25 protein-coding genes are annotated in these 20,974 nt (G+C 63.8%); 16 read left to right on the top strand and 9 right to left on the bottom strand.

All coding sequences use genetic code 11. From position 1 onward, the window contains the following. Positions 1–8 precede the first annotated feature (8 nt). On the bottom strand, positions 9–887 hold the full coding sequence (locus BGRAMDRAFT_RS14720) for an endonuclease/exonuclease/phosphatase family protein (protein WP_006049562.1): 879 nt from the start codon (positions 885–887) through the stop codon (positions 9–11). Positions 888–1,073: 186 nt separating this feature from the next. On the opposite strand from BGRAMDRAFT_RS14720, the gene BGRAMDRAFT_RS14715 reads away from it, so the two are divergent. From BGRAMDRAFT_RS14715 to BGRAMDRAFT_RS14705, 3 genes are all read left to right on the top strand, one after another. After that, entirely contained in the window at positions 1,074–1,529 is a 456-nt protein-coding gene (locus tag BGRAMDRAFT_RS14715) for an SRPBCC family protein (RefSeq protein WP_006049561.1), read from the top strand. A 176-nt stretch (positions 1,530–1,705) separates the two neighbouring features. Continuing rightward, positions 1,706–2,413 (top strand): protein-L-isoaspartate(D-aspartate) O-methyltransferase, encoded by a 708-nt coding sequence (locus BGRAMDRAFT_RS14710; RefSeq protein ID WP_006049560.1) that lies wholly within the window; start codon positions 1,706–1,708, stop codon positions 2,411–2,413. After that, positions 2,410–2,745, top strand: coding sequence for a DUF190 domain-containing protein (locus BGRAMDRAFT_RS14705; RefSeq protein ID WP_006049559.1), 336 nt, complete (start codon positions 2,410–2,412; stop codon positions 2,743–2,745). The genes BGRAMDRAFT_RS14710 and BGRAMDRAFT_RS14705 overlap by 4 nt, the downstream gene beginning before the upstream one ends. Before the next feature lie 90 nt (positions 2,746–2,835). Here BGRAMDRAFT_RS14705 and BGRAMDRAFT_RS14700 read toward each other — a convergent pair whose 3' ends face one another. The 3 genes from BGRAMDRAFT_RS14700 to BGRAMDRAFT_RS34545 all read right to left on the bottom strand — a co-directional run bounded on the left by BGRAMDRAFT_RS14700 (position 2,836) and on the right by BGRAMDRAFT_RS34545 (position 3,885). Further along, a complete protein-coding gene (locus BGRAMDRAFT_RS14700; RefSeq protein WP_006049558.1) occupies positions 2,836–3,252 on the bottom strand; it encodes an organic hydroperoxide resistance protein in 417 nt (138 codons plus the stop codon). A 71-nt stretch (positions 3,253–3,323) separates the two neighbouring features. Continuing rightward, positions 3,324–3,587 carry a DUF4148 domain-containing protein gene (locus tag BGRAMDRAFT_RS14695; RefSeq protein ID WP_232292269.1) on the bottom strand — a complete coding sequence of 88 codons (264 nt, stop codon included), beginning with the start codon at positions 3,585–3,587 and terminating at the stop codon, positions 3,324–3,326. Positions 3,588–3,597: 10 nt separating this feature from the next. Further along, entirely contained in the window at positions 3,598–3,885 is a 288-nt protein-coding gene (locus tag BGRAMDRAFT_RS34545; protein ID WP_044021117.1) for a hypothetical protein, read from the bottom strand. A gap of 63 nt (positions 3,886–3,948) precedes the next feature. Between BGRAMDRAFT_RS34545 and BGRAMDRAFT_RS14685 the strand changes: the two genes are divergently transcribed. The 10 genes from BGRAMDRAFT_RS14685 to BGRAMDRAFT_RS14645 all read left to right on the top strand — a co-directional run bounded on the left by BGRAMDRAFT_RS14685 (position 3,949) and on the right by BGRAMDRAFT_RS14645 (position 12,539). After that, positions 3,949–4,320 (top strand): GFA family protein, encoded by a 372-nt coding sequence (locus BGRAMDRAFT_RS14685; RefSeq protein WP_006049556.1) that lies wholly within the window; start codon positions 3,949–3,951, stop codon positions 4,318–4,320. Continuing rightward, on the top strand, positions 4,317–4,439 hold the full coding sequence (locus BGRAMDRAFT_RS35855) for a hypothetical protein (RefSeq protein WP_006049555.1): 123 nt from the start codon (positions 4,317–4,319) through the stop codon (positions 4,437–4,439). The genes BGRAMDRAFT_RS14685 and BGRAMDRAFT_RS35855 overlap by 4 nt, the downstream gene beginning before the upstream one ends. 7 nt (positions 4,440–4,446) lie before the next feature. Beyond that, positions 4,447–5,187: a response regulator gene (locus BGRAMDRAFT_RS14680; RefSeq protein ID WP_006049554.1), complete on the top strand. Its 741-nt coding sequence runs from the start codon at positions 4,447–4,449 to the stop codon at positions 5,185–5,187. Further along, complete coding sequence (locus tag BGRAMDRAFT_RS14675) at positions 5,184–6,527, top strand: ATP-binding protein (RefSeq protein ID WP_006049553.1); 1,344 nt, start codon at positions 5,184–5,186, stop codon at positions 6,525–6,527. Before BGRAMDRAFT_RS14680 ends, BGRAMDRAFT_RS14675 begins: the two co-directional genes overlap by 4 nt. Before the next feature lie 125 nt (positions 6,528–6,652). Continuing rightward, on the top strand, positions 6,653–7,948 hold the full coding sequence (soxC, locus tag BGRAMDRAFT_RS14670; protein ID WP_006049552.1) for a sulfite dehydrogenase: 1,296 nt from the start codon (positions 6,653–6,655) through the stop codon (positions 7,946–7,948). Beyond that, complete coding sequence (locus BGRAMDRAFT_RS14665; RefSeq protein WP_006049551.1) at positions 7,941–8,501, top strand: c-type cytochrome; 561 nt, start codon at positions 7,941–7,943, stop codon at positions 8,499–8,501. Before soxC ends, BGRAMDRAFT_RS14665 begins: the two co-directional genes overlap by 8 nt. A 155-nt stretch (positions 8,502–8,656) precedes the next feature. After that, positions 8,657–9,583: a TauD/TfdA dioxygenase family protein gene (locus tag BGRAMDRAFT_RS14660; RefSeq protein ID WP_006049550.1), complete on the top strand. Its 927-nt coding sequence runs from the start codon at positions 8,657–8,659 to the stop codon at positions 9,581–9,583. 77 nt (positions 9,584–9,660) lie between these two features. Continuing rightward, positions 9,661–10,740, top strand: coding sequence for an ABC transporter substrate-binding protein (locus tag BGRAMDRAFT_RS14655; protein WP_006049549.1), 1,080 nt, complete (start codon positions 9,661–9,663; stop codon positions 10,738–10,740). Positions 10,741–10,824: 84 nt separating this feature from the next. Then, positions 10,825–11,664 (top strand): ABC transporter ATP-binding protein, encoded by an 840-nt coding sequence (locus tag BGRAMDRAFT_RS14650; protein WP_006049548.1) that lies wholly within the window; start codon positions 10,825–10,827, stop codon positions 11,662–11,664. Next, the gene (locus BGRAMDRAFT_RS14645; protein WP_006049547.1) at positions 11,661–12,539 is read left to right on the top strand and encodes an ABC transporter permease; all 879 of its coding nucleotides are present in this window, start codon (positions 11,661–11,663) and stop codon (positions 12,537–12,539) included. The genes BGRAMDRAFT_RS14650 and BGRAMDRAFT_RS14645 overlap by 4 nt, the downstream gene beginning before the upstream one ends. A gap of 49 nt (positions 12,540–12,588) precedes the next feature. Here BGRAMDRAFT_RS14645 and BGRAMDRAFT_RS14640 read toward each other — a convergent pair whose 3' ends face one another. After that, positions 12,589–13,527 carry a YihY/virulence factor BrkB family protein gene (locus BGRAMDRAFT_RS14640; protein ID WP_006049546.1) on the bottom strand — a complete coding sequence of 313 codons (939 nt, stop codon included), beginning with the start codon at positions 13,525–13,527 and terminating at the stop codon, positions 12,589–12,591. A 345-nt stretch (positions 13,528–13,872) separates the two neighbouring features. On the opposite strand from BGRAMDRAFT_RS14640, the gene BGRAMDRAFT_RS14635 reads away from it, so the two are divergent. Both BGRAMDRAFT_RS14635 and BGRAMDRAFT_RS14630 read left to right on the top strand, forming a co-directional pair. Continuing rightward, the gene (locus tag BGRAMDRAFT_RS14635) at positions 13,873–14,583 is read left to right on the top strand and encodes an SDR family NAD(P)-dependent oxidoreductase (RefSeq protein ID WP_006049545.1); all 711 of its coding nucleotides are present in this window, start codon (positions 13,873–13,875) and stop codon (positions 14,581–14,583) included. 70 nt (positions 14,584–14,653) lie between these two features. Beyond that, positions 14,654–14,908: a tautomerase family protein gene (locus BGRAMDRAFT_RS14630; protein WP_006049544.1), complete on the top strand. Its 255-nt coding sequence runs from the start codon at positions 14,654–14,656 to the stop codon at positions 14,906–14,908. Positions 14,909–14,930: 22 nt separating this feature from the next. Here the strand turns inward: BGRAMDRAFT_RS14630 and BGRAMDRAFT_RS14625 are convergent, their stop codons facing one another. Continuing rightward, complete coding sequence (locus tag BGRAMDRAFT_RS14625; RefSeq protein WP_044021145.1) at positions 14,931–15,845, bottom strand: LysR substrate-binding domain-containing protein; 915 nt, start codon at positions 15,843–15,845, stop codon at positions 14,931–14,933. An 85-nt stretch (positions 15,846–15,930) separates the two neighbouring features. Further along, positions 15,931–16,482 carry a thioredoxin family protein gene (locus tag BGRAMDRAFT_RS14620; RefSeq protein WP_006049542.1) on the bottom strand — a complete coding sequence of 184 codons (552 nt, stop codon included), beginning with the start codon at positions 16,480–16,482 and terminating at the stop codon, positions 15,931–15,933. A 363-nt stretch (positions 16,483–16,845) separates the two neighbouring features. On the opposite strand from BGRAMDRAFT_RS14620, the gene BGRAMDRAFT_RS14615 reads away from it, so the two are divergent. After that, entirely contained in the window at positions 16,846–18,747 is a 1,902-nt protein-coding gene (locus tag BGRAMDRAFT_RS14615) for a cytochrome c biogenesis protein DipZ (protein WP_006049541.1), read from the top strand. A 36-nt stretch (positions 18,748–18,783) separates the two neighbouring features. On the opposite strand, the gene BGRAMDRAFT_RS14610 is transcribed toward BGRAMDRAFT_RS14615, so the two are convergent. Beyond that, the gene (locus BGRAMDRAFT_RS14610; protein ID WP_044021143.1) at positions 18,784–19,074 is read right to left on the bottom strand and encodes a hypothetical protein; all 291 of its coding nucleotides are present in this window, start codon (positions 19,072–19,074) and stop codon (positions 18,784–18,786) included. A 68-nt stretch (positions 19,075–19,142) separates the two neighbouring features. After that, on the bottom strand, positions 19,143–20,972 hold the full coding sequence (locus tag BGRAMDRAFT_RS14605) for a PTS fructose-like transporter subunit IIB (protein ID WP_006049539.1): 1,830 nt from the start codon (positions 20,970–20,972) through the stop codon (positions 19,143–19,145). Positions 20,973–20,974: the final 2 nt, after the last annotated feature.

Below are 20,974 nucleotides of genomic sequence, written 5' to 3'. Positions count from 1 at the left end.
GTTGCCGCTCAGCGCAGTTCGAGCCACATCGGCTGATGATCCGACGACCGGCTGTGCGCGTCGACCTCGCAGCACGCGACGCGCGGCGCAAGGTCTTCGGTGACGAACACGAAGTCGCAGGCAAACGGTCCGTCCGGCCATTGCTCGCGGTCGTACAGGCCGACCGTCGCGGCGCGTGCGTCGTTGCCGTGCGCGAGCGTGCAGGCGTCGGCGAATGCGGGCGCGCCGGCAATCGGCTCGAGCATCTTGCGATACGCGGCGCTTTCGAACGCGCTGTTGAAGTCGCCGCAGACAATCGCGTTCATCGGCCGCCCGCTGTCGGCGAATGGGCTGTCCTGCTTCTCGGCTCGCGCCGGGCGGCGCGCGTGCCCGCATGCTTCCTGATGCAGCTCGCGCAGCCTCTCGACCTGCGCGAGCCGCTGCGTTTCCGAATAAAACTCCAGGTGCGTGCTGATCACGCGCAACGGGCCGACGTCGGTATCGATCACGGCCTCGAGCGCGACGCGCAGCATCGACGGCTTCGCGGGGTCGGCGGGCCACGGCAGCGAGTGGCGCAGCACCTGTCTGACCGGCAGACGCGTGACGATCGCGTTGCCGAACTGACGCCGCTGCTTGCCGCCGCCGACGCCGACGCCCGGAAGGTCCGAGCCGATCGCGTCGGTTACGGTCATGCCGGGCAGCAACGCGGCGAGTTCGGCGAACTGATCGGCGCTGGGCCCACCGGCCAGTCCGCCCATCTGCTGCGGCTCATGAAAGCCGCGCGTCACTTCCTGCATGCACATGATGTCGAAATCGCACAGCGCGCGCGCCTCGCGCACGATGCGGGCGAGATCGACGCGGCCATCCACGCCGCGCCCCCACTGAATATTCCAGTCGACGAGCCGCATGAGATTCTCCTGCGAGAGCTGTGTTGGTAGTCTATCGCTCAGAGGCGGGTCGAGCCGCCCGCGGTGTCCGGCCGACGTAACGGCACCCACAACGCGTGGCGATTTTTATCGCGCATCGTGTCGATTCCGCTGCCGTCGAATCGTCGTAGCAGTGTGTCCAACTTCTCAACCGAAAGGCGGCTTACCATGACTACCGGAACCATCAAACTCCACCGCGTGCTGCGCGCGCCTGCCGAACGCGTTTATCGGGCGTTCCTCGAACCGGACGCGCTCGCGAAATGGCTGCCTCCGTATGGCTTTACTTGCCAGGTCCATCACTTCGAAGGGCACGTGGGCGGCACCTACAAGATGTCGTTTCGCAACTTCGGCACCGGTCACAGTCACTCGTTCGGCGGCGAGTACGTCGAACTCGTGCCGAACGAGAAAATCCGCTATACCGACCGCTTCGACGATCCGAATCTGCCCGGCGAAATGTCCGCAACGATCACGTTCCGTACGGTGCTGTGCGGGACCGAAGTCTCGATTCTTCAGGAAGGCGTGCCCGAGGTGATTCCCGTGGAGATGTGCTACCTCGGCTGGCAGGAATCGCTGATGCAACTCGCGAAGCTGGTCGAACCCGAGATTCCGGCCGAGCCGGTTTGAGGGGCACGTCCACCGTTTAATGCCATCTTCGCCGCCCGTTTTGTCGGACTCGTTCTGCGCGTAGACTGAATGAAGGTCCCGCATTCGCCGGCAAACGTGTCGATGCGTGCGCTGCGGCTATCTGCTGCAACGCGGCACGCAGGCAGGCAGACGCCGGCTGCAAGACGGAGGTGGCGATGAGCGATTTCAACGAGGCCCGCGAGCGGATGGTGGAGCGGCAGCTCGTCCGCCGCGGCATTTGCGATTCACGTGTGCTGGATGCGATGCGCCGCGTGCCGCGCGAAGCGTTCGTGCCCGACTGTCTGCGCGATCTCGCTTACGAAGACAGGCCGCTGCCCATCGGCAACGATCAGACCATCTCGCAGCCGGCGATCGTCGCGACGATGATCGAGGCCGCGGAGCTTTCGTCCGCCGACATCGTGCTCGACGTTGGCACCGGTTCGGGCTACGCGGCTGCCGTCGCGGCCGCGCTTTCCGCGCATGTCCATTCAATCGAACGTCACGCGGACCTGGTCGCGATGGCGCGCGACATTCTCGCGCGGCTGAACATTTCGAACGTGACCGTTTATCTCGGCGACGGCACGGCGGGACTCGCGGAACATGCGCCGTACGACGCGATCATCGCCGCAGCGGGCGGCCCGCATATTCCGGGGATATGGCGCAAACAGCTCGCGATCGGCGGCCGGATCGTGATGCCGGTCGGCTGCGAGCGGCACTATCAGAAGCTCGTCAAACTCGTGCGCCGCAGCGAGGACGACTACGAAAGCAGCTCGCTTGGCGAAGTGAGCTTCGTGCCGCTCGTCGGCGCCGACGCGTGGCCCGCGCCCGATGCGGCGCAATCGGACGGCGCGGCGCCGCAGCGCATCCAGGAGACGTCGCCATGAACGGCTATCAGATCACTTTTTTCACGCAGCAGGATCGGCGGCATCGCGGCAAGCCGATGGCCGACTGGCTCGTCGTTCTCGCCGGCGAACTCGGTCTGCGCGGCGCGACCGTGATACCGGCGAGCGAGGGCATCGGCCACCATCATCGCGTGCATTCGGCGCATTTTTTCGAGCTGGCGGATCAGCCGTTATCGGTCGTGATGGCGGTAACGAGCGACGAAGCCGCCAGGTTGTTCGAGCGGCTGCGCGCCGAGGACGTGCATCTGTTCTACGTGAAGACGCCCGTCGAATTCGGTGTGACCGGCGACGACGATGGAGACGTTGCACGGTAGCGCGCTTGCTGCGGTGCAGACCCAAAGACAAACACGCCGGCGCTCCGCAAAGAGCGCCGGCGTCATGCAGCGAGCCACACGCAGTCGCCATCAAACCACAGTAATCACCACGTCGATGTTGCCGCGCGTCGCCTTCGAATACGGACACGTCTGGTGCGCCATATCGGTGACCTTCTGCGCAGTCTCGCGTTCGATTCCAGGCAGGCTGACATTGAGCCGCGCGCGCAGGAAGTAGCCGCTATTGTTCATTGCCAGGTCGATTTCGGCATCGACGGCGGTTTCGGCGGGCAGCGCGACTCCCAGCGTCTTGGCCGCGATACCCATTGCGCCGATGAAGCACGCGGACCACCCCGCGGCCAGCATCTGCTCGGGGTTCGTGCCGGTCGCGGATGCGCCGGGCGAGCCGAGCTTGACGTCGAGCCGGCCGTCCGAACTGCGCGACGCACCATCGCGTCCGCCGGTGGTGTGGGTCTTGCCGGTGTACAGCACTTTGTCTGATTGGGTCATGATCGATTTCGTCGGTAATAAGTCGGTAGATAAGGAAAAGTACCAAGAGCGTGGCCGCTTAGCAGCCCGCTTTAGCTCCCTTGGTAAATCTTGTTCAGCGATGCCAACTCGCCGCTTTTCGTCGCACGCGCCAGTTCCTGGCGAACCTCCAGGCGGCTCTTCGCCGCCGTGTTCTGCGCCGGCGTCCATTGCTGCGTGTGCTGCCCGTCGACGTTGCTCACGGCAGCGGCGGGATTGGCGGCAAAAGCCGGAAGCGTCGTAGCGGAAACAGCCAGAGCCAAAGCGATCATCGAAACTTTCATGTCGTTCTCCAGAATAGGTAGGAAGCCAAGCATCCGTCGGGTTTCAGCGAGGCTTGCCGAAGAGCGGCGATGTCCGCATCGCAACATCTGGCGTGGCCTCGAATCCGTCGTTGATGAGATTAGAGTCGCGCCGGGTATCTGGCTTGTGTCGGCGAAGCGGCGTATTGCAATGCTGTGTATCTCGCAGCGCCGCATATACAGTGCGATACAAATAGATCGACGCCGCGCGCCGCGAAATGGCGAAACGCGGGCGAAACGCGGGCGAACGCGGGCCAATCCAGCTAGAGCGCACCGGTGCAATGTTTTGTGTCAGATACAGGTTCGGATACATTGCGACATAAACCGCGGTCGGACGCGCGTTATAAAGCAGGCATCGAGAGTCACGGAGATGCTGATGAACACCGAAACGCTAAAGGGAAGCTGCCACTGCGGCTCCGTCAAATTCGAGGTCAGGACACCGCTTGCGCCCGCCGCGCGCTGCAATTGCAGCCTGTGCCGCCGCAAGGGCGCGCTGATGAGCCCGCCGTTCGAGGCCGGCCGGTTGACGATCACGCAAGGCGAGGACGCGCTCACGCTGTATCAGTTCAACACGCGCGTCGCGAAGCATTTCTTCTGCAGGCACTGCGGTATTTATCCGTTTCATCAGACGCGCCGGGACGCGAAGCTGTGGCGCGTCAATATCGGTTGCCTGGAAGGGATCGATCCGTATACGCTGGATGCCGGTCTTTCCGACGGCGCCAGTCTTTCCGTCGTGGAGGACGCATGAAGCGGCTGCTTGCAATCATCGCGTTCATCGCGGGCGGTGTGGCGGCCGAATGGGCGCATCCGGTCCAGTGTTCGATGCTGTGCGCGAGCCGGGTGCAGGTGAAACGTCAAAAGAGATGATCCATTCATGGACACGATCGACCACGTACTGATCGTCGACGACGACCGCGGCATTCGCGAACTGATCGCCGGCTATCTGGAGAAGAACGGCATGCGGGTTTCGCTCGCGGCCAACGGGCGGCAAATGCGCGCGGCTCTCGAGCAGGGCGCACCCGACCTGATCGTGCTCGATCTGATGATGCCCGGCGAAGACGGCCTCGTGCTATGCCGCGAACTGCGCGCGGGCAAATTTCGCACGGTGCCCGTGCTGATGCTCACCGCGCGCAATGAAGAAGCGGACCGCATTCTCGGCCTCGAAATGGGCGCCGACGACTATCTGCCCAAGCCCTTTGCCGTGCGCGAACTGCTCGCGCGCATTCGCGCGGTGCTGCGCCGCGCGCGCATGCTGCCGCCCGGCATGCAGGTAACGGAAAGCGCGCAAATGCTCGGCTTCGGCGACTGGCGGCTCGACACCACGGCGCGTCATCTGCTCGACGCCGAAGGCACGATGGTCGCGCTAAGCGGCGCCGAATACCGCTTGCTGCGCGTATTCCTCGACAATCCGCAGCGCGTGTTGACACGCGATCAACTGCTCAATCTCACGCAAGGCCGTCAGGCCGATCAATTCGACCGCTCGATCGATCTGATGGTAAGCCGTCTGCGTCAGCGCTTGCGCGACGAGGCGCGCGAACCGCGTTACATCAAGACGCTGCGCAGCGAAGGCTATGTGTTTTCCGCGGCCGTGAACGTGATCGGGGACCCGCAATGACATTTCTTCGGTCGCTGCACTGGCCGCGCACGCTGTTCGCAAGGTTGACGTTGATTCTCTTCGTCGGACTCGCGTCGGCGCAGGCGCTGTCGTTCTGGCTCACCATGACCGAACGCGACCAGACCATGACGAACGTGATGATGGGTTACATCGAACGCGAGGTCGTGAGTTCGGTCGCGCTGCTCGATCATCTGCCCGCTAACGAACGCGCTCAATGGCTGCCGCGTCTCGCGCGGCGCAGTTACGAGTTCATGCTGGGCCCCGGCGTGAGCGGCGGGCCGGTGGATGCGAACCTGTCGGCGCGCGTCGCGCGCTCCATCGCGGATGGCATCGGCACCAACTACCCGCTCACGGTGAATGCGGTGCCGGGCGAGCGCGAACGGCTGCAGGTTCATCTGAAGCTCAGCGACGGCTCGCCGCTCACCATCGACATGCGGCCGATGTCCGGCGCGCCGCTGTCGCGCTGGTTGCCGCTCGTGCTGCTGCTGGAACTCGCGGTGCTGCTCGGCTGCTGCTGGTTCGCGGTGCGCACGGCCACGCGTCCGCTCAACGAGTTGGCGGTAGCCGCCGATGCGCTCGGCCCCGATCTCAAGGCCGGGCGTCTCAGCGAAACCGGGCCTTCCGAAATCGCGCGCGCGGCCCGCGCTTTCAACGCCATGCAGGAACGCATTGCGATGTACGTCACCGAACGCATGCAGATTCTCGCGGCCATTTCGCACGATCTGCAAACGCCGATCACGCGCATGCGTTTGCGCGTCGACATGATGGACGCCGAAGCCGAAGGCGCGAAGCTGCGCCAGGATTTGCAGGAGATGGAAGCGCTCGTGAAAGAAGGCGTCACGTATGCGCGCACGCTGCACGGCGCGACCGAAACGCCGTGCCGCATCGATCCCGATGCGCTGTTCGACAGCCTCGTTTGCGATTACGTGGATGCCGACCAGGCCGTGTCACTGCATGGCCGCTTCGACATGCCGCTGATGACGCGGCCGCAGGCGCTGCGGCGCATCGTCGGTAATCTCGTGGATAACGCGCTGAAGTTCGGCGGCGCGGCGCAGATCGAGATCGCGATGTCGCCGGACAGGCACGCCACCATCTCGGTGCTCGATCGCGGCCCGGGCATTCCCGCCGATTCGCTCGAAGATGTGTTCCAGCCGTTCTACAGGATCGAAGGATCGCGCAATCGGCAAACGGGCGGCACAGGGCTTGGCCTTGCGATCGCGCGTCAACTCGCGCTTGCGATGGATGCCACGCTCGAACTTCATAATCGCGCCGGCGGCGGGCTGGAGGCGAGGCTCACGCTGCGCAATCTCGTGAAGGCGTCGCCGGCTACGGTCGAGTGAGCGTGGCCAGTAGCGAATAAAGCGAAAGCCCGCATTCGCTGCAATGCATATCACGATTGATCGTTTTGCCGCGGCGCATCGCATTGCTAGCATCGTCGACTTCTCCATGAAGCGCCGCTGCCGCAATGAGCCAAAGCAACACGCCGTTCGATCTGCCGCCCGATCAACCTTCGTCGCGTAGCCGCCGTCGTCTGCTCGGCCGTCTTGCGGCGGGCGGTCTGGTCGCGTCGCAAGGCGCGGCGGCAGCCGCGGGCGAACTGCTCAGGCCGCTCGAAGTCGCGCCGTCCAGCCGTGTGCCGGGCGCGCCGGTGCTCGAGCATCCGTATGGCGTGCCGTCGCCGCGCGAGGCCGGCGTGGTGCGCCGAAGCGCTCGCCAATGGCCGCTGCCCGGCGCGGCTTCGTCGATGACGCCGCTTGCGGATCTGCATGGCACGATCACGCCGAACGGCCTCGTCTACGAACGTCATCATGGCGGCGTGCCCGACATCGACGCCGATCAGCATCGTCTCGCGATTCACGGCCTCGTGCGCACGCCGAAGCTCTTCACGATGGACGACCTGCTGCGTCTGCCGGCGGAGTCGCGCATCCACTTCCTCGAATGTTCCGGCAATACCGGCAGCGAATGGAATGGTCCGAGCGGCTTGCCGGTGCAACTGACGCACGGTCTGCTGTCGTGTTGCGAATGGACAGGCGTGCGTCTTTCCACCTTGCTGGAAGAGGTCGGCGGCGTGTCCGCGCAAAGCAACGCTAACGGCGGCGCGTGGCTGCTCGCGGAAGGCGCGGACGCCGCCGCGATGACGCGCAGCCTGCCGCTCGATCGCATACTCGAGCGCGCGCTCGTGGTCTATGCGCAGAACGGCGAACGCTTGCGGCCCGAGAACGGTTATCCGTTGCGGCTCATCGTGCCCGGCTTCGAGGGCAATACCAATGTGAAGTGGCTGCGCAGACTCAAGGTGGTCGACGCGCCGCTGCAAACGCGCGAGGAGACGTCGAAATATACGAGCCTGCTCGCGAACGGCACCGCGCGTCAGTTCGTGTTCGAGATGGATGCGAAGTCGGTCATCACGCGGCCGTCGCCGGGGCATCGCCTCACCACGCACGGTTATTACGCGATTAGCGGCATTGCGTGGTCGGGGCGCGGCATGATCCGCAAAGTCGAAGTTTCCACCGATGGCGGCGCGTCATGGCGGCTCGCGCGTCTTGATGGCGCGGCACGCGACCGTGCGCTGACTCGTTTCGAAGCGGATTGGCGCTGGGACGGCGCGCCGGCCGAGATACTTTCGCGCGCCACCGATTCCACCGGCTACGTGCAGCCCACGCGCGCGCAACTCGTCGCCGCGCGCGGCCTGAATTCGCAGTACCACTACAACGCGATCCAGCAATGGCGCGTGGATGCGAGCGGCGAGGTGCGCAATGCGTGAACGCCCTTCGACGCGCATCGCCGCGCTTGTTTTCATGACGGCGCTCGCCGCGTGCTCGTCCATCAAGCCCGATTCCCGCGATGCAAGCGCGACCTACGGCATCGGCACGCCGCTTAACGAAACGACCATCGCTGCCTGGAACATCGACATCGCACCCGACGGGCGCGGCCTGCCCGCCGGCAGCGGCGACGTGGCCACCGGCGCGCGCGTGTTCGCCACGAAATGCGCGGCGTGTCACGGCGCGCGCGGCGAGGGCGGTCTCGGCGACCCGCTCGTGGGCGGCCTAGGCACGTTGTCGGGCGCGAAGCCGAAGCGCACCGTGGGCAGCTACTGGCCGTACGCCACGACGCTCTTCGACTATATTCGCCGCGCGATGCCGTACAACGCGCCCGAATCCCTTTCCGCCGACGAGGTCTATGCGGTCAGCGCGTTTCTGCTGAACCAGAACGGCATTGTGCCCGCGGACACGCGGCTCGACGCGGCATCGCTGCCGCGCGTCGCGATGCCGAATCGCGATGGCTTCGTGCCCGATCCGCGTCCGGGCCAGCTCTGACATGGAGCCGTAATATCGCTCGTGCGCGTCGTCGCGCGTTAAAACATCGGGTTTATCACTCCAGCAGATAAACGTATCGGATTTGCTTCGTTGTCGTCGGGTGCGCGCGCCGGTACATTCATCTGACTGCGACCCGATACGACGAAGAGTTTCCCGTGACGACAGCCTTTGCTTCCACCGCCGCCCAGCATTCTCACGATTCCCACGCCGCCGGCGGCGCCATTGCCGGTCAGCCCATCGAGATTCGCGCTTTCGACGGCCCGCTCGGCGCCGAAGTGCTCGGCCTCGATCTGAGCAAGCCGCTTGCCCAGGCGGATTTCGCGCGCATTCATCGCGCGCATCTCGACTATCACGTGCTGGTGTTTCGCGATCAGCGCATTACGCCGGATGAGCAGATTGCTTTCAGCCGCCGCTTCGGTCCGTTGCAGATCCATGTGCTGCATCAGTTCCAGTTGCCGGACTATCCGGAAGTGCTGGTGGTGTCGAATATCGTCGAAAACGGCAAGCCAATCGGTCTCGGCGATGCCGGTCATTACTGGCATTCCGATCTGTCCTACAAGGAAAAGCCGAGCCTCGGTTCCTTGCTGCATGCGCAGGAATTGCCGGCCGAAGGCGGCGACACGCTGTTTGCCAACATGCATCTCGCGTGGGACACCTTGCCCGCGCATCTGCGCAGTGCGGTCGAAGGACGCACGGCCGAACACACGTATCTCGCGAAGTACGCCGAACTGCAAAAGCGCAGCCCGTGGCGGCCGAATCTGTCGCCCGAACAGATCGCACAAGTGAAGCCGGTCGTGCATCCGATCGTGCGCACGCATCCGGAGACGGGGCGCAAGGCGCTGTTCGTGAGCGAGCATTTCACGACGCGTGTAATCGGCTTGCCCGAAGACGAAAGCCGGCAATTGCTCGAAGAACTCTTCGCGCACAGCGTGCGTGCCGAACATGTGTACCGGCATCGCTGGGCGGAACACGACATGGTGTTCTGGGACAACCGTTCGTTGATGCACCTCGCGGCTGGCACGCCGGATGACCAGCGGCGCAAGCTTTATCGCACGACGATCGAAGGCGACGTGCCTTTCTGATCTTTTGCGCGCAATCAGCGCGCCGTGCCATTCACACAACTCAAATACTTAAACGCCACTCGCCGATCGGAGTTTCGATGTTCGCCAGGTTTCATTCGACCGCTGCACGGTCACCGCTTTTGAGTCGTCGTACAGTCAGCCATTTCACGCGCCGCTTTGCCGCGACGTTGCTCGCCGTTTCTATCGGCGCGGCCGGCATGAGCGCCGCTATACCCGCGCATGCCGAAGGACAGATCCGCATTGCCGAACAGTTCGGCATTGTCTATCTGCTGCTGAACGTCGCGCGCGATCAGCAGTTCATCGAAAAGCAAGGGCGCAAGCAGGGCCTCGACATCAAGGTGGATTGGGTGCAGCTCTCGGGCGGGGCCGCCGTCAACGACGCCTTGCTGTCGGGCGCCGTGGATGTCGCCGGCGCGGGCGTGGGCCCGTTGCTGACCATCTGGGACCGCACGCACGGCAAGCAGAATGTGAAGGGCGTCGCTTCGCTCGGCAATCTGCCGTACTACCTCGTGAGCAACAATCCGGACGTGAAGACGATTGCCGATTTCGGCGCGAAAGACCGCATCGCTGTGCCGGCGGTAAATGTGTCGGTGCAGTCGCGCGTGTTGCAATACGCGGCCGCGAAGCGCTGGGGCGACAAGGAATACAACCGCCTCGACAAGTACACGCAGGCGCTGCCGCATCCTGATGCGGCGGCGGCGATCATCGCGGGCGGCACGGAAATTACCGGTCACTTCGGCAATCCGCCGTTTCAGGATCAGGAACTCGCGGGCAATCCGAAGGCGCATATCGTGCTGAATTCCTACGATGTGCTCGGTGGCCCGAGTTCCGCAACGGTTCTCTATGCGACGGAAAAATTCCGCGACGGCAATCCGAAAACGTACCGCGCGTTCGTCGATGCACTCGCCGACGCATCGCGTTTTATTGCCGCGAATCCGGACGCCGCCGCCGATATTTATCTGCGCGTAAACAAGTCGAAAATCGATCGCGCGCTGCTCCTGAAGATCATCAAGAATCCGCAAGTGGAGTTCAAGATCGCGCCGCAAAACACGCTCGGTCTCGCGCAGTTCATGTATCGCGTGGGGGCGATCAAAAACGAGCCGAAGTCGTGGAAAGACTATTTCTTCGACGACCCGGCAACCGCGGCAGGCAGTTAAGCATGGCGCTTCGTGTTTCTAACTTCAGCGGACTGCGGGGCGGTGGTGAGCCGCTCGCGCAATCCGCAACCTGGGAGCGATCCGATGGTGGCTAATCCCACGCTACTCTTTCCCGAACGCGCTGACCGCGCCGTGCGCAGCGGTCCCGCCGTCAGCGAAAAACTGCTCGCAGTGGAGAACGTCAGCCTCGAATACCGCACGCGCGAGCGCATTGTCCGCGCGACGCACGAGGTCAGCTTCGACGTCTACGGCGGCGATCGCTTCGTGCTGCTCGGGCCGTCGGGCTGCGGCAAGTCGACGTTGCTGAAGGCCGTGGGCGGTTTCATCGAGCCGAGCTCGGGCACCATCTCGCTCGACGGTCAGATCGTGCGCGGTCCTGGCGCCGATCGCATCGTCGTATTCCAGGAGTTCGATCAGTTGCCGCCGTGGAAAACGGTGCTGCAAAACGTGGCCTTTCCGCTGCGCGTCGCGAAGAAGCTTGCGCGTGCCGAAGCAAATGAGCGCGCTTTGCATTATCTCGACAAGGTCGGCCTCGCTGCGTTTGCGAATGCGTATCCGCACACGTTATCGGGCGGCATGAAGCAGCGCGTCGCGATTGCGCGCGCACTCGCGATGCAGCCGCGCGTCTTGCTGATGGATGAACCGTTCGCCGCGCTCGACGCATTGACGCGCCGCAAGATGCAGGAAGAACTGCTGCGTTTATGGGAAGAAGTGAATTTCACGCTGCTGTTCGTGACTCATTCGATTGAGGAAGCGCTGATCGTGGGAAACCGCATTCTGCTGTTGTCGCCGCATCCGGGCCGCGTGCGTGCCGAGTTGAACAGTCACCAGTACTCGCACGACAGTTTCGGGCGCAACGATTTTCAACGCAGCGTCGCGCGTATTCATCGCCTGTTGTTCGAAGAGACGGAGGCCGCGCAATGAGTTCGCCCGCCACCTTATTGCCGCCGATTCGCGACGAATACGAACGCCCGCTCGAACCGCCTGGCGACATCGTGCTCGAAGCGCCATTGCCGCTCGGCAAACGCGTCTTCGCGCAAAGCTGGGTGCGCAAGGTGCTGATCGCGCTGGTGCTGATCGCCGTGTGGGAAATCGCCGCGCGCGTGGTCAACAACGATCTGCTGCTGCCCACCTTCGGCGCGACTTTCATCGCGTTCGTGCAGGGCGTGTTGTCCGGCGAGTTGCTGCAAAAAACGGCGGTGTCGATGTCGGTGCTGCTGCGCGGTTATCTGCTGGGTGCGGCGCTTGCGTTCGTGCTGACGTCGCTGGCTGTGTCGACGCGTGTGGGCCGCGATTTGCTGTCGATGCTCACCGCGATGTTCAACCCGCTGCCTTCCATCGCGCTGTTGCCGATCGCGTTGCTCTGGTTCGGTCTCGGTACGGGCAGTCTGTTATTCGTGCTCGTGCATTCGGTACTGTGGCCGCTCGCGCTCAACACGTACTCCGGTTTCCAGTCGGTCCCGGCGACGCTGCGCATGACCGGACGCAACTATGGCCTGACGGGCATGCGCCACGTACTGCTGATTCTGATGCCGGCCGCGTTGCCGTCGATTCTCGCCGGCTTGCGGGTGGGCTGGGCGTTTGCGTGGCGCACGCTGATCGCGGCCGAGCTGGTATTCGGCGCGAGTTCCGGCAACGGCGGACTCGGCTGGTACATTTTCCAGAATCGCAATGAGCTTTACACGGATCGCGTTTTCGCGGGACTTGCAGCGGTAATCGTGATCGGGCTGTTGATCGAACATCTCGTGTTCGATACGTTGGAACGGGTGACGGTGCGGCGCTGGGGCGTGCAGCACTAGTCATGCGAAAGCGGCCGCGAGGCCGCTTTTTTCATTTGCAATGCGCGTTTTAACCGCGCGAGCGCGCCGCGCCTACGGACAACGGCCGGTCTTTCTCCTCGTCTTTTACTTCATTGCGTCCCGCAAGTTCGGCTGTCGTCTCCGCGCCGAACAGAAACACCGCCGCCGAAAAATACAGCCACATCATCAGCACGGCGAGCGAGCCTGCGGCACCGAAAGAACTCGCGGTGCCCGCATGCGTGAGATAAAGCCCGAACAGATGCCGTCCGACCGAAAACAGTATCGCCGCCGTCATCCCGCCGACCGCCGCATGCGCGAGACTCACCGGCGCGTCTGACATCCACCGAAGCAGGGCGGTGAACGCGGCGCCCAGCACGATCAGGCCGAGTACCGTTTGCACGATCGCGGTGACGACGACCAACGGCGAATCGCCGAATATCGCGTGTCCGGCGAACGTGATCGCCGTATCGAGCACGAGCGACACCACGAGCAGAAAGCCGAGGCCGAGCACCATGCCGACCGACACCAGCCGCGTGCGCACGAGCCACGTAATGCTGCCCTTGCTTTTGACGTTTTTCTCCGCCTCGAGCACCACGTCGAGCGCGGTGTTCAGCGAAGTAAAAGTCGCCGACGCACCGATGATCAACAACACGACCGACACCACGGCGGCAATGCCGCTGCCGCTCGCGCGATGCGCGTGTTCGACGATGGTCTGCATCGCCTCCGCGGCGTCCTTGCCCATAATGCCGCGCACCTGCTCGAACAGACGTCCGCGCGCGGCGTCCTCGCCGAAGAACCAGCCGGCGACCGCGAGCACCATCAGCAGCGTCGGCGCAAGCGAGAACGCCGAGTAAAAGCCGACGCTCGCGGCCATCATCGGGCAGCGGTCCGACATGAAGCGCTTGCCCGCGTTGACCACGGTGGTGAAAGCGCCGCGCAGCCTTCCGTGTTTTTTCGGCGCCGCAGCGGGTGAAGAGACCTTGTTCATAAACGCCTCGCCATTGAGCGTGATTGCGCGCCGCATTCCATTCGACTAGCCGATGACCGGGCCGCCGAAGCCGCAGCGCTGGATTGCACGCCGCATGTCGCGTGCCCGCCAGGCGGGCGTGTCACGGTGGCCGGTGCGTTCGGCACGACCGTTTAGCCATCGGCATCCAGAACCGCCGTAGTTTTTCTTTCCCGCCGACGCAAATCTTCTCGTTTGTTTAATGCCTGCGCAAAGCCGATAGTTCAGTCACCGAGGGCGCACTGCAAGACTCGCGGCACACAGCGGCAGCCGGCCAGGCAACCGCTCTCATTTCTGAATTGCATGACAACAACTCTGGAGCACAACATGAATACGTCGGAAAAAGTGGCGATCGTTACTGGCGCCTCGCAAGGCATCGGCGCGGAACTGGTGAAGGCGTTTCGTCAGCGCGGCTATCGCGTGGTTGCGACGGCTCGCGGCATTACACCGTTCGACGATCCGAACATCGCGACGGTGGCGGGCGACATCGCCGATCCCGCCACCGCACGCCGCGTGATTGCAGAGGCGGTGACGCGTTTCGGGCGCGTCGATACGCTCGTCAACAACGCGGGCGTGTTTGTCGCGAAGCCGTTCACGAGCTATACGTCTGAAGACTACGCATTGGTGAAGGGCGTCAACCTCGACGGCTTCTTCAATATCACGCAGCTCGCGATTGCCGAGATGGAAAAGCACGAAAGCGGCCACATCGTCACGATCACGACGAGTCTCACCGATCATGCGATTAGCGGCGTGCCTTCGGTGCTCGCGTCGTTGACCAAGGGCGGGTTGAATGCGGCGACGAAGTCCATCGCGATCGAGTACGCTAAAGCCGGGATTCGCGCGAACGCGGTCTCGCCTGGCATCATCAAATCGCCGATGCACGCGCCGGAAACGCATGCGGGGCTCGGCGCATTGCATCCGATGGGTCATATGGGCGAAATGGACGACATCGTGCAAGCGGTGCTGTATCTGGATTCGGCGCCGTTCGTGACGGGCGAGATCCTGCACGTCGACGGCGGCCAGAGCGCCGGCCACTAAGCGCGGCCTTTAACAACAGCGGAACAACGGGCGCCGATTCGCGGCGCCCGCCTTTGCCACGGAGAACGACATGCCTATCGTCACGATTCAGGTCACGCGCGAGGGAACGAAGCCTGGCGCAACCGCCGTCACGGCCGAAGAAAAAGCGCGCTTGATCAGCGGTGTCAGCCATGTACTGCTCGATGTCCTGAACAAGCCGCTCGAAGCGACGTTCGTCGTGATCGAAGAAGTCGATATGGATAACTGGGGCTGGGGCGGCTTGCCTGTGGAGCAATACCGCAAGCAACTGGCGCTGAAGGCGTCGGGCGGCGCGAAGACGGATTAGAGAGTACTAACGCGGCGCGCGGCTATCGCGCGTTCGCCTCGGCAAGCAGCCACTCCTTGAACGCGACCACAGCCGGCTCGTTGCCGTTGTCCTTTCTATGCACCACGTAATAGGCGAGCTCGCACGTCTGCGCGTCGGGGAACGGCCGCACCAGCCGGCCTTCTGCGATGTCGCGCTCGACGAGGCACGTTCTGCCGAGCGCGACGCCGTTGCCCGAGATAGCGGTATGAATCGCGGCGGCGGAGTCGTTGATCTGCAGACCGCGATCGCAATCGACACGCCCTGCGTTGCCCGTCTTTTGCACCCATGATCGCCAGGTGGGAAACGTGGGCGCCGCGCGCATCGATATGTCGTGAATCAACGGATGGTAGTTGAGATCCGCCGGTGTTCTGAGCGGATGCTCGCCTTCGAGCAGCTCGGGGCTGCACACAGGGAAGAACTCGTCGCGCATCAGGAAGGTCGCGGCGAGATCCGGCCACTGACCGGTGCCGTAGCGGATGCCGGCGTCCACTCTATCCGCGACAAAGTCGACGAGTTTCAGCGACAGGTCGATGCGCAAATCGTAGCGCGGATACTTGCGCTGAAACCGCTCCACGCGATGCAAAAACCACTTGTCGGCAAGCGCTGGCGGCACTGTCACGGTGACCGTTATGCGCGCCTTGCTGGCCTTCAGCCTTTCGACCGCCTGTGCGAGCAGTCCAAAGCCGCCCTGCAATTCCGGCATGGCGGCGCGCGCCGCGTCGGTGAGCACGAGGCGCGATGCACCCGACGTCGAACGATGAAACAGCTCGATTTCTAGCGTTTCCTCGAGTCCGCGAATCATCTGGCCGATCGCCGCGGGCGTCACATGCAGTTCTTCCGCAGCGGCGACATAACTCAGATGCCGGCCGACGGCCTCGAAGGCACGCAGTGCATTGAGATGATTGGGTGCTCGCATGGGCCGCTCGACAGGCTGATTGATTTCGATTGCCGCATGCTCGCAGGCGGGCATGGCGGCGTCAACACTTCAATGCGGCACCGCGTCAGCCCGGTTGCGCCAACAGCTCGCGAATCTTCGCTTCGGTCTGCGCATAGTCGCCCTCGCCGAAGTGGCTGTACACGACATGTCCTGTCTTGTCGAACAGATACACCGCGGGCCAATACTGGTTATTGAACGCGTTCCAGGTCGCGTACTGATTGTCGAGCGCGACCGGATATTGAATGTCGAACTTCTTCACGGCAGCGCGCACATGCCCGGCATCGCGTTCGAACGGGTACTCCGGCGTGTGCACGCCGATCACTTGCAGGCCCTGATTGCCGTACTGCTTGTACCAGTTCTTCACATACGGCAGCGTGTTCACGCAGTTGATGCAGGAGTAGGTCCAGAAATCGACCAGCACGACCTTGCCGCGCAGTTGCGAAAGCGTCAGCGGCGAGCCGTTGATCCATGTGTCGATGCCGGTTATTTGCGGCGCAACCGGCGTATTCCGTTCGGCGGCAGTGAGCGCGCTGCCGCGTGTCGCAAGCACGCTGGCGAGCAACGCGAGCGCGATGAAGGAGCCGATAGTGGCGAGGGTTTTGAGTCGGGCGTGCATGATGGAATCGTCCTTTGCATGAGAGGCGCGGTGCGCGCGAGGGTTGATCGGCAAGCGCGATGTCTTTGGATAGTCATTGGACGCCGTGGACGTATCTGGCGTGTGTCGTTTTCGGGCTGCCTGTGCAACGTTCTGTGTCCGCGCCGCTGTGCGATACGTTGGGATACAAACCCGTGCGCGCGTGTGTGCGTGTTTGTGCCGCTCGTATGCCTCGCCGGACGCGTTTTGTATCGCACTGTATCTACGCAGCAGGCCGATACACGAGCTTGCACAACGCCGCGTTCGCCGACACAAGCGCGATACGTCCCGGTAGTTCAATGCATGAATGCCGTATCACGCTCATTGAACAAAAAGGACACCGTTATGCTGCTCATACTTCTCGCCTTCGCCGGCGGCATGCTTACCATCCTGAGTCCGTGCATTCTTCCGGTCGTGCCGCTCGTGTTCGCGCGCGTCGATCAGTCGTTCGTGCGTCACGGCGTGCCGCTTCTCGCCGGCATGGCGCTGACGTTCGCGGCCGTCGCGAGCCTCGCGGTGGCCGGCGGCGCGTGGGTCGCGCACGTCAACGAATACGGCCGCTGGATCGCGCTCGCGTTCTTCGCCGTGTTCGGCGCGGCACTGCTGTTTCCGTCGATGGCCGAGCGGCTCACGCATCCGCTCGTGAACCTCGGCAATCGTCTGGATGGCGCGGTGCGCCGCGACGGCGGCGAGCCTCGCGTGATGTCGTCGGTGGTACTCGGCGTTGCGACCGGCTTGCTGTGGGCGCCGTGCGCGGGACCGATCCTCGGTCTTGTGATGACGGGCGTGATCCTGCATCGGCCAGGCGGCGCGGGCGTGTTGCCGTTGCTCGCGTTCGCAGCGGGCGCGGCGGCATCGCTTGCGATCGTGCTCGCAATCGGCGGACGGGTCGTCGCGTCGCTCAGGCGCTCGTATGCGGTGAGCGAGCGCGTGCGTCAGGTGCTCGGCGCGGCCGTGGTGCTGTCCGCTGCGGCCATTGCACTCGGCTTCGATACGCGCGTGCTGGCGCTGTTGCCGTCGCTGAATACGACCGGTATCGAAGAGAAACTGGTGCAGCGCTGGTCGCCGCGTGCTGGTTCGCGGAACGTTCAAGCGGAGAAGGCGAATGCGCAGCAGGTCGATTCAACGGCCGGCGATTCACAGGCTGCTGATTCACAGGCCGCGGATTCGCAGGCCATGAATGCAGAGCAGCCAAACGCTGGCGCGCTTCTGAAAGTGAGCATGACCGCAGAACCCGCGGCCGCGACAAACCCGACGCCCGCAGCCGCAAAACTTTCGTTACCGGCCGAAGGCGCGATGCCGTCGCTGTCCGGCGCCGTCGACTGGCTCAATTCGCCGCCGCTGAAAACCGGCGACCTGCGCGGCAAAGTGGTGATCGTCAATTTCTGGACGTACTCGTGCATCAACTGTCTGCGCACGTTGCCGTATCTGAAGGCGTGGTCGAACAGGTATCGCGATCAGGGGCTCGTCGTGATCGGCGTGCACGCGCCCGAGTTCGCGTTCGAGCACAACATCGCCAATGTGAAGCGCGCGGCGGCCGATCTGCATATCGACTATCCGATTGCCATCGATAACAAACTCGCCGTGTGGCAGGCCTTCGACAATCAGTATTGGCCGGCCTTTTATATCGTCGATGCGCGCGGCGAGATTCGCTATCACCATTTTGGCGAAGGCGGATACGACGAGTCGGAAGCAGTCATCCGTCAATTGCTCGCGGACGCCGGGCATTCGAAACTGCCCGCATCCGCTGGCGCCGCGAAAGCGTCGGGCATCGAGGCCGCCGCCGATCCGCAGGATTTGCGCTCGGGCGAGACGTACGTCGGTTATCGCCAGGCAGAAGGTTTTGCGTCGCCGGAAACATTGGCGCCCGACATGCTCCGCGCGTACAGCAGCCCCGCGCGGCTGCGTACGGGAAGCTGGAGTCTCGACGGCGAATGGAGTGTCGCCGGCGAGCGCGCGCAATCCGGCGCGAGCGGCGCGAAGATCGCCTATCGCTTTCACGCGCGCGATCTGCATCTCGTATTGGGACCGATGGCGGACGGCAAGCCGGTGCGTTTCAGAGTGACGCTCGACGGCAAGCCGCCGGGCGCTTCGCACGGCGCCGACACCGATGCGAACGGCGTGGGCGTCGTCGATAAAGAGCGGCTTTACCAGCTCGTGCGCCAAAGCGGCGCGGTTCAGGATCGAACGTTTGAAATCGAGTTTCTGGATGCCGGCGCGAGCGCGTATGCGTTCACGTTTGGTTAGCCAAACGCGACGAGCCGTGCGCTACTCGCATACGGGCTAATGCGCCGACGGCTTATGCAGGGACTGCGCGTGCGCATAGGCCGGATGCCAGCCGCCGAGCAGACGGTCGACCGCTTCGCGCGCATCGCGCAGGGCGTTGGTCAGCAATTCATGCGAGGTGTCAGTCGAATACGCAGTCGTGTCGCAACGCGTATCGACGGTAAGCATGCGCTCGCCGAGCTTTCGCGTAATCGTGCGTTGCACGCGAATGCGTTGCGCGTCATCAGCGGGAAGGGCTTCGATCAGCAGATCGAAGCCGCGATAAATTTCGCTGAGGCGTTGCGTCATGTCGTGCCGTTTCATGTCACGCACGCTTTGCCGTCGAAGTGAACTGAGGCCCGCGACGTTCGCGACGCTCACGCCGCCACCTGAACCGGCCGCTTAAGCACACCGACCGCGAGCGCCGTGACGACGGTGCCCACCGCGATCGCCAGCACATACATGCCGAGATGCGTGACCGCATTCGGAATCGGCAGCACGAAGATGCCGCCGTGCGGCACTTTCAGATCGACCGCTGACGCCATCGAAATCGCGCCCGTGATCGCCGAGCCGATCACGCATGCCGGAATGATCCGCATCGGATCGCGCGCGGCGAACGGAATTGCGCCTTCGGTGATGAACGCCATGCCGAGCACCGCGGCCGCGTTGCCCGCTTCGCGCTCGTCGGCGACGAAGCGGTTGCGGAAAATCCACGTCGCGAGCGCGATGCCGAGCGGCGGCGTCATGCCCGCGGCCATCGCCGCCGCCATCGGCGTGTAGACCTGGCTTGCGATCAAACCGGTGCTGAACGCATACGCGGCCTTGTTGACCGGGCCGCCCATGTCGAAGGCCATCATCGCGCCGAGCAGCAGGCCGAGCGTGACGGCGCTGCCGGTTTGCATCGAGCGAAGCCAGTTTTCGAGGCCGTGCAGCGCGGTCGCGACGGGCGTGCCGACCACGTAGATCATCAGCAGGCCGACGACGAGCGTCGAGACTAGCGGGATGATGAGCACCGGCTTGAGACCCTCCAGGTTGCGATGCAGCTTGAGCTTGCGGCTGATCAGCAACGCCGTGTAGCCCGCGAGAAAGCCCGAAATGATGCCGCCGAGAAAACCCGCGCCGAGGCTGGCGGCAAGCATGCCGCCGACCATGCCGGGCGTGATGCCCGGACGGTCCGCGATCGAATACGCGATGTAGCCCGACAGCACCGGCACCATCAGCGCAAACGCGGACTTTGCGCCGATCTGGAACAGCGCCCACGCCAGCGTGCCTTTGTGCGCGTCGTCGAATGCGTAGATGCCGCCGAGCGCGAACGAAATCGCAATCAGCAGGCCGCCCGCCACCACGAACGGCAGCATGAACGACACGCCGGTCATCAGATGCCGGTACGGTCCCGACGCTTTCGCCGAGCGCTGCTTCTTCGCTGCGGCGACCTGATCGGCGAGCGCGCCGCCCGCCGCCGATTGACCGTTTGCGCTTGCGTTTGCTTGCGAAGCGGGCGCGTTGCCATCGACGGACGCTTCGGCAATCGCTCGTTCGATCAACGCCGCGCCTTTGCCGATCGCGCCCTTCGTGCCGGTTTCGTAGATGGGCTTGCCGCGAAAGCGGCTTTTGTCGACTTGCGTATCGGCGGCGATCACGACGAGGTCGGCTGCGGCGATCTGTTCGTCGCTCAGCGTGTTTTGCGCGCCGACCGAGCCCTGCGTTTCGACGTGAATCTCGTGACCGAGCGACTTCGCGCCTTGCGCCAATCCTTCGGCGGCCATGAAGGTGTGCGCGATGCCGGTCGGGCACGATGTGATCGCAACGATTTTCAGCGCGCGTGGCGAGGCTTGCGCGCCTTGCGCGGCGCGTGCATTGCCTGCGCCTTGCGCCGTATTCGAAGCCGCGCCCGTGCTCGCGCCCGCGGCGACGCGTGCGAGCACCGCATCGGCTTCGCGGATCGCGTCGTCGAGCGACACGCGGTGAATCGTTTTGCCGGCAAACGGCGTTTCGTCGATGCGCTCATCGGCGTCCGCTGCGATCAGTACCGCTTGCGCCGCGTCGATCTGCGCCGCATTCAACGGATGCTGAACGCCGAGCGCACTGCGCGTTTCGACGGCGAGCGAAGCGCCGCGTCTTTGCGCCGCGCGGTTCAAGGCCTGCGCCGCGACCATCGGCGAGGCGCTTTGTTGCGGGGACGATACCAGTCCAATCAGCTTGTCCATTG

Origin of the sequence: Paraburkholderia graminis C4D1M (genome assembly GCF_000172415.1) — a bacterium.
In the GTDB taxonomy this organism is placed as follows: domain Bacteria; phylum Pseudomonadota; class Gammaproteobacteria; order Burkholderiales; family Burkholderiaceae; genus Paraburkholderia; species Paraburkholderia graminis.
Note: the sequence above shows the minus strand (reverse complement) of the source record. Positions and strands in the feature narration are given on the sequence as shown.